Source organism: Aeromonas sp. 1HA1 (genome assembly GCF_029237385.1).
GTDB classification, from domain to species: domain Bacteria; phylum Pseudomonadota; class Gammaproteobacteria; order Enterobacterales; family Aeromonadaceae; genus Aeromonas; species Aeromonas popoffii.
On sequence record NZ_JAACGC010000052.1, the window covers coordinates 16,772 to 31,208 of the forward strand.

At 59.6% G+C, this 14,437-nt stretch carries 8 protein-coding genes, 6 tRNA genes and 3 pseudogenes; 6 read left to right on the forward strand and 11 right to left on the reverse strand.

The window, feature by feature from the left end; translation table 11 throughout:
• Positions 1-28: 28 nt before the first annotated feature.
• From elyC to GWQ22_RS15395, 4 genes are all read left to right on the forward strand, one after another.
• Positions 29-799 carry an envelope biogenesis factor ElyC gene (gene elyC / locus GWQ22_RS15380; RefSeq protein ID WP_042037397.1) on the forward strand — a complete coding sequence of 257 codons (771 nt, stop codon included), beginning with the start codon at positions 29-31 and terminating at the stop codon, positions 797-799.
• A 135-nt stretch (positions 800-934) separates the two neighbouring features.
• Positions 935-1,690: a triose-phosphate isomerase gene (gene tpiA / locus GWQ22_RS15385; RefSeq protein WP_275930847.1), complete on the forward strand. Its 756-nt coding sequence runs from the start codon at positions 935-937 to the stop codon at positions 1,688-1,690.
• A gap of 151 nt (positions 1,691-1,841) precedes the next feature.
• Positions 1,842-2,813: a 6-phosphofructokinase gene (gene pfkA, locus GWQ22_RS15390; protein ID WP_275930848.1), complete on the forward strand. Its 972-nt coding sequence runs from the start codon at positions 1,842-1,844 to the stop codon at positions 2,811-2,813.
• A 1,284-nt stretch (positions 2,814-4,097) separates the two neighbouring features.
• Complete coding sequence (locus tag GWQ22_RS15395) at positions 4,098-5,354, forward strand: amidohydrolase (RefSeq protein WP_212514497.1); 1,257 nt, start codon at positions 4,098-4,100, stop codon at positions 5,352-5,354.
• 75 nt (positions 5,355-5,429) lie between these two features.
• On the opposite strand, the gene yjjG is transcribed toward GWQ22_RS15395, so the two are convergent.
• The 8 genes from yjjG to GWQ22_RS15435 form a co-directional block, all read right to left on the reverse strand.
• Positions 5,430-6,110 carry a pyrimidine 5'-nucleotidase gene (yjjG, locus tag GWQ22_RS15400; protein ID WP_042037384.1) on the reverse strand — a complete coding sequence of 227 codons (681 nt, stop codon included), beginning with the start codon at positions 6,108-6,110 and terminating at the stop codon, positions 5,430-5,432.
• 8 nt (positions 6,111-6,118) lie between these two features.
• The gene (locus tag GWQ22_RS15405) at positions 6,119-7,615 is read right to left on the reverse strand and encodes a leucyl aminopeptidase family protein (RefSeq protein ID WP_275930849.1); all 1,497 of its coding nucleotides are present in this window, start codon (positions 7,613-7,615) and stop codon (positions 6,119-6,121) included.
• Between the two features lie 190 nt (positions 7,616-7,805).
• A tRNA-Met gene (locus GWQ22_RS15410) sits at positions 7,806-7,882 on the reverse strand.
• A 102-nt stretch (positions 7,883-7,984) separates the two neighbouring features.
• A tRNA-Met gene (locus GWQ22_RS15415) sits at positions 7,985-8,061 on the reverse strand.
• Between the two features lie 102 nt (positions 8,062-8,163).
• Positions 8,164-8,240: transfer RNA gene (locus GWQ22_RS15420), tRNA-Met, on the reverse strand.
• Between the two features lie 102 nt (positions 8,241-8,342).
• Positions 8,343-8,419: transfer RNA gene (locus tag GWQ22_RS15425), tRNA-Met, on the reverse strand.
• 102 nt (positions 8,420-8,521) lie between these two features.
• Positions 8,522-8,598, reverse strand: a tRNA-Met gene (locus tag GWQ22_RS15430).
• 92 nt (positions 8,599-8,690) lie between these two features.
• Positions 8,691-8,767: transfer RNA gene (locus GWQ22_RS15435), tRNA-Met, on the reverse strand.
• Between the two features lie 196 nt (positions 8,768-8,963).
• Between GWQ22_RS15435 and glgX the strand changes: the two are divergent.
• Positions 8,964-11,026: pseudogene (gene glgX, locus GWQ22_RS15440) on the forward strand (glycogen debranching protein GlgX).
• A 72-nt stretch (positions 11,027-11,098) separates the two neighbouring features.
• Here glgX and GWQ22_RS15445 read toward each other — a convergent pair.
• The 3 genes and pseudogenes from GWQ22_RS15445 to GWQ22_RS15455 form a co-directional block, all read right to left on the reverse strand.
• Positions 11,099-11,818: a hypothetical protein gene (locus GWQ22_RS15445; RefSeq protein ID WP_275930850.1), complete on the reverse strand. Its 720-nt coding sequence runs from the start codon at positions 11,816-11,818 to the stop codon at positions 11,099-11,101.
• 155 nt (positions 11,819-11,973) lie between these two features.
• The gene (locus GWQ22_RS15450; RefSeq protein ID WP_042034831.1) at positions 11,974-13,611 is read right to left on the reverse strand and encodes an ATP-dependent endonuclease; all 1,638 of its coding nucleotides are present in this window, start codon (positions 13,609-13,611) and stop codon (positions 11,974-11,976) included.
• 262 nt (positions 13,612-13,873) lie between these two features.
• Positions 13,874-14,008, reverse strand: a pseudogene (locus GWQ22_RS15455) (AraC family transcriptional regulator); the annotation flags it as partial.
• Here GWQ22_RS15455 and GWQ22_RS15460 point away from each other — a divergent pair.
• A pseudogene (locus tag GWQ22_RS15460) lies at positions 13,955-14,278 on the forward strand (hypothetical protein); the annotation flags it as partial. The pseudogenes GWQ22_RS15455 and GWQ22_RS15460 overlap by 54 nt on opposite strands.
• Between the last annotated feature and the right edge of the window lie 159 nt (positions 14,279-14,437).

The following is a 14,437-nucleotide window of genomic DNA, read 5'->3' on the forward strand; positions in this document are numbered from 1 at the left end:
GTTTGAGCTCAACCTGTTTGCTGCCAACTTGTTTGTTATCAAGAAATGGCTAGGCCAATTGCTGATGCCGCTACCCTTTTCCCTCTCCCTGTTGTTGCTGGCGCTCTTGCTGCTCTGGTTCACCCGTTTTCAAAAAACCGGCAAGCTGCTGGCGACCCTCTCCTTGCTGGTCGTCGCCCTGATGGGAATGCGACCAATAAGCTATGAGCTGGCCCGCCCGCTGGAGCAGACCTTCCCGCCCTTCGAGATAAGCCTGCACCCGGATATAACCGCTATCGTGGTGCTGGGCAACGGCCATGTGAGCGATCCGGCGGTACCCGAGCGCGCCTGGCAGAACAATATAGCCCTCGCAAGAACCCTGGAGGGCGTGCGACTGGCCATGGCCTATCCACAAGCGGAGCTCATCTTCTCCGGTTATGTGTCCGGAGATCCCCTCTCCAACGCCGAGGTCAATGCCCGCATGGCGATGAGTCTGGGCATTCCCCGCTCGCGGATGACGTTGTTTGAAAACAACAAGGATACCCATGACGAGGCCGTCAGCATCAGCCGTTATCTCAAGGGTAAGCGGGTGGCGCTGGTCAGTTCGGCCACCCATTTGCCACGGGCCATGGCGCTCTATCAGGGACAGGGACTCAACGCTGTGCCGGCCCCTACCGACTACACCGCCAAGCAAAGTCAGGTGGCGCAACCCCTCTACAGCTACCTGCCGAAGGGGCGTTATCTGATGTATTCCGAGGCTGCCATTCACGAATGGATTGGGGTATGGTGGGCCCGTTTGCGAGGGCAGGTTAACGATTGAGCAATCGAGCCTTTCATTCCTGATTTGGATCAGGAAAGCGAAAAAAAATTACGTTATTTGCCGCCGGGTCAGCTATCTTGGGCTCGGTTCAATTCATATAATGTCGCGCAATCAAATGCCTAGGAGATATACAAGATGAGACAGCACCTGGTAATGGGTAACTGGAAACTGAATGGCACCAAAGCTTCTGTCGAAGCTCTGATCAAAGGACTGACCCCGGCTGCTGCCGCTCATCCTTCTGTGCAAGTCGCCGTCTGCCCGCCGGTTATCTTTTTGGGTCTGGTTGAGCAGCTGACCGCCGGCAGCAAGATTGCCTACGGTGCCCAGAACGCCGACGTTCACGAGTCCGGCGCCTTCACCGGCGAGAACGCCCCCTCCATGCTCAAAGCCTTCGGTTGCACCTACTCCCTGGTCGGTCACAGCGAACGCCGCACCCTGCATGCAGAGAGTGACGACGTGGTCGCTGCCAAGTATGAAGCCATTCAGAAAGCGAGTCTGGTTCCCGTATTGTGTATCGGTGAGACGCTGGAACAGTTTGAAGCTGGCGTGACCAAGAAGGTGGTTGAAGCCCAGCTGAAAGCCGTCATCGACCGTTGTGGCATCGCCTCCTTCAGCAACGCCGTGGTTGCCTACGAGCCGGTATGGGCCATCGGCACCGGCAAGACTGCCACGCCGGAAATCGCTCAGTCCATCCACGCCCACATCCGTCAGTACCTGGCCGGGTTTGACGGCGCCGTGGCTGCCAAGGTACAGATCCTGTACGGCGGTTCCGTCACTGGCGCTACTGCAGCCGACCTGTTCGGTCAGCCGGACATCGACGGCGGCCTGGTGGGTGGTGCGTCCCTGAAAGTGGACGACTTCTCCCAGATCATTGCTGGCGCAGCCAAGTAAGCTGTTGCCCTGGAGGGGGCGCTTGCCCCCTCCTGCATATCGCTTTTCCTATGGTAGCCCCCGCATCCCATACGAAAGCCGATTATAGTCAATGTGGCTTATCTCATATTTTCAAAACTTCGTATTCGACAACTTAGATCCAGAGGCACTCATGACCAAACAAATCAAACGTATTGGTGTTTTGACCAGTGGTGGTGACGCACCGGGTATGAACGCAGCCATCCGCGCCGTGGTGCGTACTGGTCTGCACCATAACCTGGAAGTTTACGGCATCTATGATGGCTACCTCGGCCTGCATCAGGGCAGGATCGTCAAGCTGGAACGTCACAGCGTCTCCGACGTGGTAAACCGTGGGGGTACCTTCTTGGGCTCCGCCCGTTTCCCCGCCTTCAAAGACCAGAAAGTGCGCGCCGAAGCGATCGAAAATCTGAAAAAACACGGTATCGACGCCCTGGTAGTGATCGGGGGGGATGGCTCCTACATGGGTGCCAAGAAGCTGACCGAGGAGGGTTTCCCCTGCATCGGCCTGCCGGGCACCATAGACAACGACATCGCCGGTACCGACTTCACCATCGGCTTTGATACCGCCCTGAACGTGGTGGTCGACGCTATCGACCGTCTGCGCGACACCTGCAGCTCCCACCACCGTATCTCGGTGGTCGAGATCATGGGCCGCCACTGCGGCGATCTGGCCATGTCTGCCGCCGTTGCCGGTGGTGCAGAGTACGTGATAGTGCCAGAAGTGACCTTCGACAAGGACAAGCTGCTGCTGCAGATCAAGGAAGGCGAAGCCAAAGGCAAGAAGCACGCCATTATCACCATCTGTGAGCACGTAACAGACGTGAACGCCCTGGCCAAGGACATCGAAGCCATGACTGGCCGCGAGACCCGCGCCACCATACTGGGCCACATCCAGCGTGGCGGCTCACCCACCGCGCGCGATCGCATCATGTCCAGCCGCATGGGTGCCTTCGCCGTTGAACAGCTGCTGGCCGGTCAGGGTGGCCGCTGCGTCGGGATCCAGGGCAACGAAATGGTGCACCACGACATCATCGACTGCATCGAGAATCTCAAACGCCCGTTCGATCAGGAGCTGTACGATCTCTCCACCACCCTGTTCTAAGCGTCCGTCGCTTGCTCAGCCTGTGTGACAAAAAACCCTCCGCTGGAGGGTTTTTTTATGCGAGTCCTGTACCCGGCAACGGGCGAAACTGGCAGTTGTAGGCCCCCTCTCTCTTACCGCACTACTGCTGCGCTGTTTCCCCCCAGTCTTGTCCCCATGCCCACCATACCGGCGAACGGAGCCGACCCCCGCCTCCTAAACCCGCGAATAGTCAGTGGCGACCCTCTCGCCGTTGGTGAATGGACGCCGGTTTGTTGCCAAGGTTAGCCGCTCACGTCTCTCGGGTATGCCGACTGGCTGGATAGCCTCTACCGGCATCGGGCGCAAGGTCAGCCCCCGGACCTCCTCCCACCACCACAGGCAACCGGTGACGCCGGGGCACACAGACACATGGCATGAGCAAATGTTCGCCCTGCAGGGGCCACCATACGCCCCACCCTCAATGGCAAACCTCCCGTTTTGTTCGCTATTTTTACGCGCTGACTGAGAAGCGGGTGCAGCCCCCGCCCCCTGAAGGAGGCGTCCTGTCAGGCTTCACGGTACAAGATGCGACAAAAAATGGATGCAGCCTTCACATTCAGCCAAGGAATAAGCCAACCTGCTTTCGACGACAACTTCAGACGCCAAAGAGGGGCTTGAAACCGAATTAAATTTCAATCAACCCCGAAAAGCCTCATATAAAACCCATCAAAAAGCCAACGTGACAAACATATAACAATATGAATTTTATAGACTTACACCTCAAACCCAAAGCGCTCATCAGCATCACAGAGAAGACAAGATGATAAAATAGACGCCAAAATGCAAAAATGAGGCTTTAGACCCACCACCACTCAAAATGGCAACATAAATACATTTTACTATTGTTTTACCGCACAGTTATGGTATCTTTGTTCCATCAACAGTCAGCCAAGGGAGACAAAATATGAAAGAGTTTGTTGTTACTGCCGTTTTTACCGTGTTTTTCACTCTGGTTGCCGTCTCTCTGCCGTCGTTGTCACAGCTTTGAGCCGGTTAGTCATCCAGCATCTTGTATGACTGAATGACAGCCAGAGCACAGGCGCTGACTAATTCACCACTCTCTGTCTTTTTTGGCTACTTCACCCTGTGTGATACCGAAAGCCTTATTTAGAACTGGTTGATGCACACTATATAAGCTGCATGTCACTGCCACCGCCCACAAGGGGAGCCTCATCGCTCCCCTTGTTGCATTTCCTCTCCGGGATTTACTCTTGCCCCCCTGCCCGTCACAATATCCGCTGGATTCGCCATACAGGAATTACCATGACCCAAGATGCTCTACGCCAGTGGCGTCGTGATCTTCATCGTCTGCCCGAAGCGGCCTGGTGTGAATTTCGCACCAGCTCCCTCATTGCTCACCATCTTTCGGAACTCGGTTTCTCCGTCATGCTCGGTGACAAGCTGCTGGCCAGCAACCTCATCATGGGACGGGAGGTAGACGTACAAGCCCAGAAGGAGCGGGCCCTGCGTCAGGGGGCCCATCCCGACTGGCTGACCCGCATCAAAGAAATAACGGGAGTAATGGGGGTATGGGACAGCGGTCGTCCAGGCCCGACCCTGGCTTTTCGCTTCGATATCGATGCGGTAGAGGTCGATGAGAGCCAGGATGAGCTGCATCCCCCCAGTCAGGAAGGGTGGCAATCTCGCAATGCCGGCTGGATGCACGCCTGTGCCCATGACGGTCATACCGCCATCGGGCTGGTGCTGGCCGAGCGGATCGCCGCCCAGGCAGAGCAACTCAACGGCCGCATCAAGCTGTTTTTCCAGCCCGCCGAAGAGGGGTGCCGTGGCGGCAAGGCGCTGGCAGCCGGCGGTCAGCTCGACGATGTGGATGCCCTGCTGGCGCTGCACATCGGCATTCATGCCAACAGTGGCGAGCTGGTGGTCAATCCCACCGAGTTTCTCTGTTCAACAAAATTTGACGTGGAGTTTATGGGGCGCGCCGTCCATGCCGGTCTTGAGCCCAATGCGGGCAGCAATGCGCTGGCGGCAGCCTGTACGGCGACCACCGCCATGCTCGGCATTGCCCGTCATCGCGATGGCATGACCCGTATCAACGTAGGCCAGCTCAGCGGTGGCAGCGGTCGCAACGTGATCCCGGGCCATGCCCGCCTGCAGGGGGAGACCCGAGGTGCCACCCCGGCGCTTAACGATTACATGTTCGGCCAGGTACAGCAGATAGTGGAAGGGGCTGCCATGATGCAGGGCGCCACCTACCTCATTCGCAAGCAGGGGGAAGCCATCGGCATCGAGAACAGCCCGGCCCTGCTCGAAGAGATAGTGCCGCTTGCTCAGGCGCTCAAACTTGAGACCATCCACACCCGCCGCTTTGGCGCCAGCGAGGATGCCGGCTTTCTCATCGAGCGGGTGCAGCGCAATGGTGGTCAGGCCGCCTACCTGATCCTGGGAGCCAATCTGGCGGCGCCTCATCACCACCCGGAGTTCGACTTCGACGAAGCCGTGCTGGAACACGGGGTCGCCCTGCTCGAATCCTGGCTGCTCAGTCGTCTGGGTGCCTGATACATGACAAGATGACAAAAGGCAGCACTGGCGCTGCCTTTTGTGTGTCTGACGATCGGCTCGCCGCCTTGGGGCTTACTGCCCCAACACTATGGTGGAGAGATGAGCGAAGTGGTGGATCTCGTGGGTCGCCTCGCACGCGGTATCGTGACGGGCCGGGTTGTACCAGCAGGTAGCCAGCCCCTGCGCCGCAGCACCGGCGATGTCGGTCTTGGGGTTGTCCCCCACCATCAACACCCGCGCAGGGCTCGGCTGCCCCATCAAGGCAAGGGCATGCTGGAAAATGGCGGCGGCAGGCTTGGTCACCTGCACCTCGTCCGAGATGACCAGGGGCTCGAACCAGTCGCTCCAGCCCAACTTACTGAGGCGACCCCGTTGCGGCAGGCTGAAGCCATTGGTGATGATCCCCATTCGCACCCGGCTCTTGAGAGCGTGCAGTGTCTCCAGCACCCCCTCCAGCGGCACACTCAGAGCGATGATCTGCTGCAAGAAGGTGTCATTCATTGCCATGGGTGCCACGTCGACCTGCTCGGCAAACAGGGCGAAACGGGTCTGCTGCAGGTGGGCCGCATCGATCTCACCCGAGTTGTACTGCTGCCACAACCTGTGATTCAGTACCTGATACTCCGCCATCGTGGGCGGTGTCGGTGTCACGCCATAAAGCTGCAGGGTCTGCTCCAGAGCCTGGGCGACCGGGAAATCGAGCAGTGTTTCGTCCAGATCGAACAACACCCAGTCATAACTTGGTACTTTCACACGATTCCTTACTGTTCTTGTTTGTCGAGTTCATGGCGGCGGCCCAGCGGGCTGGCGAGCAAGTCCAGCGTCAGCCTGACCCCGAATCCGGTCACTTCGCTGCTGACCACGCCGTTGCCCCCCTTGCTGCGAAAACCGCTCAAATCGAGGTGCAGCCAGGGGGTCTGGGCAGGCACGAAGCGGTTGAGAAAACGGGCGGCGTCGATGTGATCCGGCGATGCGCCCGGCGCACACTGTAGCAGATCGGCCCACTCGCTATCGAGGTTGTCGTCATAGTCCTCATCCAGCGGGAAGGGCCAGACTCGCTCACCGCTGCGCTGGCCCAGGCTTATCAGCTCGCCGAACCAGTGGGGCCGGTTGGTAAAGGCGCCACTGTAACGGCTGCCCAGCGCCCGTTTGCAGGCCCCCGTCAGGGTGGCGTAATCGATCAGCAGATCCGGATTGTCCTGCACTGCCATGCAGAGGGTATCCGCCAGCACCATGCGCCCCTCGGCATCGGTATCCACCACCTCTATGGTGGTGCCGTTGAGTGCCGTGACTACCTCCCCCGGCCGGTAAGCGAGCGGGCCTATGTGGTTCTCGGCGATGGCAAGCCAACAGTGCACTTCGTAGGGCAGGCGGGCGCGGCTGATCGCATAGAGGGCGCCCAGTGCCACGGCGCTGCCGCCCATGTCCAGATGCATGCCATACATACTGCCAGCGACCTTGAGATTGTAGCCACCCGAGTCGTGACAGATCCCCTTGCCCACCAGGGCTACCCGGCGCACCGGATTGGGCGGGCAGTAACTGAGCTTGACCATGGCGGCCTGGTTGTCTTCCGAGCCTTTCGCCACCGCGATGAAGGCGCCGGCCCCCCGCTCTGCCAGTTGAGCCTGATCGTACTCGTGCCACTGCCAGCCTTCGACCTGGGCCAGCTGGCGAGCCCACTCCCGATAGCTGCGGGCGGTGAGATCGGAGGCTGGCGATACCGCCAGATGCCGCGCCATGCCATTGCCTTCTGCCTCGGCGTAGATCCGCGCCAGATCCAGCACGCAGCGCGGCGACACCGCAATCTGCTGATAGCGCCACTCATCTTCGGCGCGATGCTTGTGGCTTGGCAGCGGCACATTGGCCGCCAACAGGCAGGCCAGTGTCAGCTCGGCGAGCTGTGCCCTCTCCCCCTCGTCAAACCCTTCCAGATGCAGCCCCATCCGCTCGATCTTGAGACCGGCCAGCGGGGCTATCCAGGATCTGGCCTGTTTGTAGAGGGCGTGATCCCGGGTGGGATGGGCTCCGATGAAAATCACCAGTTGCAGGCTGTTGTGCAGCACCAGGCTGTAGGGCGCCTTCTGCCCCAGCGCTATCTGGGTTGCCACGGCGGCAAACTCCGGCCTGGCCAACACAGGGGCGCGCAGATCTTCAGCAATCAGCAGCAGGTTGGCCGAAAGCCCATGGCCCATGACCTGGCTCAGGGTGGCATCCTGAATATCGATCTGGGGGGGGAAATAAGTGAACTGTTGCATCATTGGGCAGGGGCCTCGTCCATGAAGAGATATCGCTGATGATACCCAACAAAGCGCGGGGACAGCCAGATTTTCACTTGAAAATCAATATCAAACGCGATTATGCGTACAAATGATGAGCGACCGGAAACGGCACGAAACATAAGGAGGGGAAAACAAGAGGAAAAACGAAATAGGAGAAACAGAAGAAAGTTGGTTGCGGGGGCCAGATTTGAACTGACGACCTTCGGGTTATGAGCCCGACGAGCTACCGAGCTGCTCCACCCCGCGTCCGAATTGTACTGCCTTTATCACCGCACACTACCGAGCAGAAGTAGTTCGCTGTCTTTACGTTCACCGCTTGGCATCAGCCTCGCCATGAGCACAAATAGATGGTTGCGGGGGCCAGATTTGAACTGACGACCTTCGGGTTATGAGCCCGACGAGCTACCGAGCTGCTCCACCCCGCGTCCGAATTGTACTGCCTTTATCACCGCGCACTACCGAGCAGGGGTAGTTTGCTGTCTTTACGTTCACCGCTTGGCATCAGCCTCACCATGAGCACAAATAGTTGGTTGCGGGGGCCAGATTTGAACTGACGACCTTCGGGTTATGAGCCCGACGAGCTACCGAGCTGCTCCACCCCGCGTCCGAATTGTACTGCCTTTATCACCGCGCACTACCGAGCAGAAGTAGTTTGCTGTCTTTACGTTCACCGCTTGGCATCAGCCTCGCCATGAGCACAAATAGTTGGTTGCGGGGGCCAGATTTGAACTGACGACCTTCGGGTTATGAGCCCGACGAGCTACCGAGCTGCTCCACCCCGCGTCCGAATTGTACTGCCTTTATCACCGCGCACTACCGAGCAGAAGTAGTTTGCTGTCTTTACGTTCACCGCTTGGCATCAGCCTCGCCATGAGCACAAATAGTTGGTTGCGGGGGCCAGATTTGAACTGACGACCTTCGGGTTATGAGCCCGACGAGCTACCGAGCTGCTCCACCCCGCGTCCGTATTTTTCCGACTTGGCTGAGCAGTAGCCAGTTCGAATTCTCTTTATCTTCAATGCGTTAATCGGCGTTGTTGACTCAGATATTCAGATGGTTGCGGGGGCCGGATTTGAACCGACGACCTTCGGGTTATGAGCCCGACGAGCTACCGAGCTGCTCCACCCCGCGTCTGAGGTCGCCAATAATAGGCGCCAGCGCTCAGATTGCAAGTAAATATCCTAAAAAAACTTCATTCGTAGGTTAAAGCAGCACAAATTGAAGGATTTTGCAACAGAGCGCTGTTATTTCAGACAAGCAGGTTTGGGGCCAGCATGGCGCACTACACTGAATTGGATTGTGACTCCTCCTTTTGGGTAGGTTTATCATGCGTATATCCGCCGGTCATTGCCGTCAATTGGGAGCCACACCCGAGCACGACGGCGTCAATTTTGCTATCTGGGCCCGCCTGGCCAGTCGGGTCGAACTGCTGCTGTTCGCCAGTGCCGACGATACCACCCCAGAGGTGATCCCTTTGTCACCCCGTCTCAACCGTACCGCTTACTACTGGCACATCCATATAGAAGGCATACCACTGGGTCAACGTTACGCCTATCGCATTCAGGGTCCGTGGCGTCCCTACTACGGCACCCGCTTCGATGCGGACAAGGTGCTGCTGGACCCCTATGGTCGCAGCATTGAGCTGGGACCGACTTACGACCGCAGGGCTGCGGCCCGCCCCGGCAGCAACCTGGCGGAATGTGCCAAGAACCGGGTGGTGGATACCCGTGACTACGACTGGGAGGGTGACAAGCTACCCGCTCACTCCCTCTCCCGTTCGGTGATCTACGAACTGCATCTGGGGGGATTTACCAAGTCGCCGAGCTCCGGCGTGGCCCCTGCGCTGCGCGGCACCTATCTTGGCCTCATCGACAAGATCCCCTACCTGCAATCCCTCGGCATCACCGCCGTCGAGCTGCTGCCGGTGTTCCAGTTCGATCCCCAGGATGCCCCCAAGGGGCTCTCCAACTACTGGGGTTACAGCCCGATGTCGTTTTTTGCCCCCCACGCCCAATATGCCAGCGGCCCTGATCCGCTCACCGAGTTTCGTGACATGGTCAAGGCGCTGCACAGGGCCAATATCGAGGTGATACTAGACGTGGTTTACAACCACACGGCCGAGGGTGGGGCGATGGCCCCACCTTCTCGTTTCGCGGCATAGACAACGAGGTCTACTACATCCTCGACAGCAATCAGCAGGACACCAACTATTCGGGCTGCGGCAACACGTTCAACGGCGCCCATCCGGTGGTGCTGCGCATGATCATGGACAGCCTCCACTTCTGGCGTCAGGAGATGCACGTGGACGGCTTTCGATTCGATCTGGCCGCCATCTTGTCGCGAGATGAGTCCGGCATGCCCCAAGCCAATGCGCCGACCCTGCGCACCATAGACACGGATCCCCGCATCGCCGATATCAAGCTCATCGCCGAGGCCTGGGATGCCGGGGGACTCTATCAGGTGGGCAGCCTGGCTGGCGCCCGCTGGCGTGAGTGGAACGGCCAGTTCAGGGACGATGTGCGCCACTTCCTGCGCGGGGATGACAACGCCATCGCCACCTTAGTGGAGCGACTGTGCGGCAGCCCGGACATCTACCACTATCACCACGCCGATCCGGAGAAGAGCATCAACTTCGTCACCTGCCATGATGGCTTCACCCTGTGGGACTGGGCCAGCCATGACCACAAGCACAACGAGGCCAACGGTGAAGAGAACCGGGACGGCTGCGATCACAACTTCAGCTGGAACCATGGCCAGGAGGGGCCGACCGAGGATCCCCAGATCAATGCCCTGCGGGTGCGTCAGGCCAAGAACATGATGGTGGCGACCCTGCTGTCGGTAGGCTCCCCCATGCTGCTGATGGGAGACGAGGTGCTGCGTACCCAGCACGGCAACAACAACGGCTACTGCCAGGACAACGAAACCTGCTGGATGAACTGGCAGCCCAGCGTCATGGGACAGGAGATGTTCCGCTTCATGAAGGAGCTGATCCAGTATCGCAAGCACCTGTTCCAACGACCCGAGCAGGAGAGCATGCCGCTGTCGCTGACCGAGATCCTGCGTCACAGTGAGATCTGCTGGCACGGGGTCAATGCCGCCCAGCCAGACTTCAGCCCCCACTCCCACGCCATCGCCATGTCGGCGCTCTCCAGCGAAGCCAAGCTGGCGCTCTATGTGCTGTTTAACGCCTACTGGGAGCCACTCACCTTTAACCTGCCAAGCCCGCCCAAGGGGGTGGGTGGCTACTGGCGCCGGATCCTGGATACCGCCCTGCCCTCACCCAATGACATCTGTACTTTCGGTATGCCGCTGGAGGGGCTGACCCGGGAATACCTGGCCCAACCGCGCAGCAGCTGCCTCTTTATCTGCGGGGCCGACGACTTCTACTAAGCCCGGGTTACAGCCAACAAAAAGCCCCCCTGACAGACTCAGGGGGGCTTTTTTCATTCATGCGGCGACGGCTCAGGCCAGCTGGTGCAGCACGCTGGTCGCCGCTATCTGGGCTATGATGAGGCCGCACAGGGCGGTGGAGACCACCACGGGCGCCGTCTCCCGCTGTAGATAGATGGGGCTGAACCAGAGCAGCAGGGCCGCAATCAACAAGATGGTCTGGGTCAGCACACCGGGGATCAAGGCATCCAGCTCAGCACCACTGCCCTGCCATCCCACCAACACCGCCAGCCAGAGCAGGCTCAGAATGGCAGCCACCAGCCCGGCCAAGGGCAGCAGCAAGTTGAAGGCCTGCAAGCGGTGACGCGCCCGCAGCAGCATCAGGTGCGCAAAGGCCGCCCCCAACACAATCATCTGCAGCAGGCCGCTCAGCCAGCCCTGTATTTGCAGCAAGCCAACGCCATAGACCAGCAGCGGCATGGCAGGCAACCAGAGCAGGGTGGACGGGATGGCACGCTTGCCCTCCAGCCGGGATTGGGCCAGCGACAGCACTATCCCCAGGATCAGGGCAGCACCACCACTCCAGATCAACCAGCTCGCCATCCGGGCCTCCACCGCCAGCATCAGGGAGAGGCCGGTGATCACCCAGATGGAGAAGAGCTGAGCCGTGATCCGCGAGCGCTGGCCCGGGCAGAGGTCACCGCGCCACAGCACTATGCCAAGGGCGATGAGTGCCCCCAGCGCCATCAGACCGGTCAGGGGAAAGAGCCAAAAAGGGAGTTGGACGAACATGACGCCTCCAGCAACAAGGATTCAGGATGCGCCTGTGGGGCGCCCGGGAAGGGGGCGAGTATACCCAAACCCACGCCCATCCCCAATCCCTGCAACAGAGCTGGCCAGGGATTTGGTGGCGGCGCCTTGTCAGACTGCCGGGACAGACGAGCGGATCAGCCCTGACCGCGCGCCAGCGCCACCACCTTGGCAAACATCTGGCGGATCACCGGCGGGATGTGCTCGCCACCGAGTCGCTCTGCCTCCTCCACCACCGCCAGCGCCATGCCCGGTTTGCTGCGGTGGTGAATGGCCTTGTTGATGATGCGCCCGGCATTGAGGGTCGAGCGGCCGCCGACGCCGGCCTCGCGCCTGAACACCGCCTCGAAACCGTTGTGATAGAGGTAATGTTCTATGTCCGCCGCCGGCAGCTGGGTCAACCGATCCCGCTCCCGCTCTCCCTTGAGCAGTGCCCTGGCCGAGGTGGCGTATTTGAGCCCCGCTTCGTCGCCATCGGTGAGCAGGTGCCACTCTATGCCAAAGTCGCGCGCCACCTTGATGAGCGGCGACTGGCCGCATTGGGCGAACTCTATGATGCGCACCCCTTCCGCCCGCAGACTGTAACCGCAGATCTGGGCCAGCTCGGAGAGCAGCCAGATCTCTGTCTCCCCCTCCACCAGCAGCCAGCAGCGGGCAAACATCGACATGGGGCGGTTGATGCGCACGTGAAAGGCAATCTTGCGCAGATCATCGCTGCTGTAATGTTCGCCACCGAGCTGATGGCAGACGATATCCTGCTGGCGACGCACCAGCCGGCGCACCTGATTCAGAGGCAGGGAGGAGAGCAAGTCGCCCGAGTTGGTGGTGAGCAATTTCTGGCCAGGCAGCTGCTCCAGCAGGCCCCAGGCCAGGGCCAGCATGGTGGGGTGCAGGCGACTTTCGGGATCTTCCAGGATCATGATGGGGCGCGCGCCCTGCTCCAGCTCGCGGTTGCCACGGGCGTTGAGCAGGGTGGCCGCCATGCCCGCCATCGCCAGCTGCAGCGCCCGATTGTCGGCATTGCGCAGCAACGCCTGCAGATTGCCGGGGTTGCGCAACGTCATGGGGCGATTGACGATGTCCCGCTGACTGCGGGGCTTGTTCTTGATGGGGGCAAGGGCATTGAAGTAGTGATCCATCAGCTGGCGCACCGCCTGCAACGCTTCTTTGAGCTCGGGCTCGCCGATGCGCTGAGGCTCGTCGATCAGCTTGTTGGCCAACTGACTCAGCCGGTTCTGCGACAGGTCGTTCCACTTCAGCACCTCCACCCCACTGCGGGCAGTGCGGGCATCCCGCAGCCGGAACACCGGGTTCATGGTGATCAGCAGGCAGACCAGTTCATGGGCATTGTCGATGGGCAGGCTCTTGCCGATGCCGTCGAGAAAGTCATGGGTGGTGGTCACGGATCCGTCAGCCTCCAGCTCGGCGCTGGCGCGATAATGGATGCGATGGAATTTGTCTTTGTGCTTGACCCAGGAGGCACCCAGTCGGGCCAGACGATGGGAGTGCAGGCACATCTGGGGTCTGTGCTCACTGAAGGTAAGCACCAGCTGCAGATTGCGGGCGGGGGCGAGTTCGGGATCTTCCGGTTGGTGAAAATCGTCGGCCTCGAACTGATAGGGTTCGGCATCCTGCCCCAGCAAGCACCAGAGGGCGCGCAGCAGGCTGGACTTGCCCCAAGCGTTCTCACCGATGAGAACCGTGGTGTTATCCAGCCCGAGCGAGAGGCGATTTATCCCGCGAAAACCTTTGACTTCAATGCGTTCCAGAAACATGCGGCCATATCCAGTCCATCCTGATGGCGCAATAGTGGCAAAGTTGCCGGAAAAATCCTATCGGGTCGTGTCGATTTTCAGCGGGAACTGTGAGGCACTACGGGTTCGGGAGGGGTGGGAACACAGGTGCGATCTTGGGGGGCATTCCAGTGGCTGAACCAAAGGTGGCGGGTACGGATCTGACGTTTGCGATAATTCAATGGGCATTCCTTTCAATGGGTAAGCGGTCAATAGTACACCAGTTTTACCCAGAGTCTCAGCGTTATCTGTGACGATAAGATGACAATTGTGCGCACCACTGGCCCGGCGTGAGGCCAAATGCCTCGCGAAAACGGTTGCCAAAGTGGGCCTGGGAGGAGAATCCGCACAAGATGGCGATGCTGGCCAGGGGATCGGCCCTATTCCCATCGAGGTGTCCGTGCTCTATCGCTGCCTGCTGGCGGCGCTGGCGCTGTTTGCCCTGCTCACCGTCAGCGGCCGTTTTGCGCGCCTACCCTGGGCGGGTCAGCGCTACGCAGCCCTGCTCGGCGCCTTGCCCTTTTCCACCAACTTCCTCTGTTTCTATCACTTCTATCACGTCACCCTCTCTATCCCGAGTGGCATGTCGGCAGTGATTTTCGCCAGCGCCACAATCTTCAACGGCCTCAATCTCTGGCTGTACGAGGGATTTGTCTGGCAGACGGTCTCTGTGGTGGGAGTGGTGTTCATAGATGGTCGCCCCGGTTTGCCAAGCCTTCAATCGATGACGGTGAGTTAGGTTGAGATTGCAGCCATAGATCCGGACTGTGATCGAGGCTACTGCCTCTGTCCCTGATGGAATTCGCTG

Coding starts and splice junctions, on each gene's coding strand:
- tpiA (WP_275930847.1), top strand. CDS start 935: ATGAGACAGCACCTGGTAATGGGTAACTGGAAACTGAATGGCACCAAA.
- GWQ22_RS15450 (WP_042034831.1), bottom strand. CDS start 13,611: ATGTTTCTGGAACGCATTGAAGTCAAAGGTTTTCGCGGGATAAATCGC.
- GWQ22_RS15405 (WP_275930849.1), bottom strand. CDS start 7,615: ATGATGCAACAGTTCACTTATTTCCCCCCCCAGATCGATATTCAGGAT.
- GWQ22_RS15445 (WP_275930850.1), bottom strand. CDS start 11,818: ATGTTCGTCCAACTCCCTTTTTGGCTCTTTCCCCTGACCGGTCTGATG.
- pfkA (WP_275930848.1), top strand. CDS start 1,842: ATGACCAAACAAATCAAACGTATTGGTGTTTTGACCAGTGGTGGTGAC.
- GWQ22_RS15395 (WP_212514497.1), top strand. CDS start 4,098: ATGACCCAAGATGCTCTACGCCAGTGGCGTCGTGATCTTCATCGTCTG.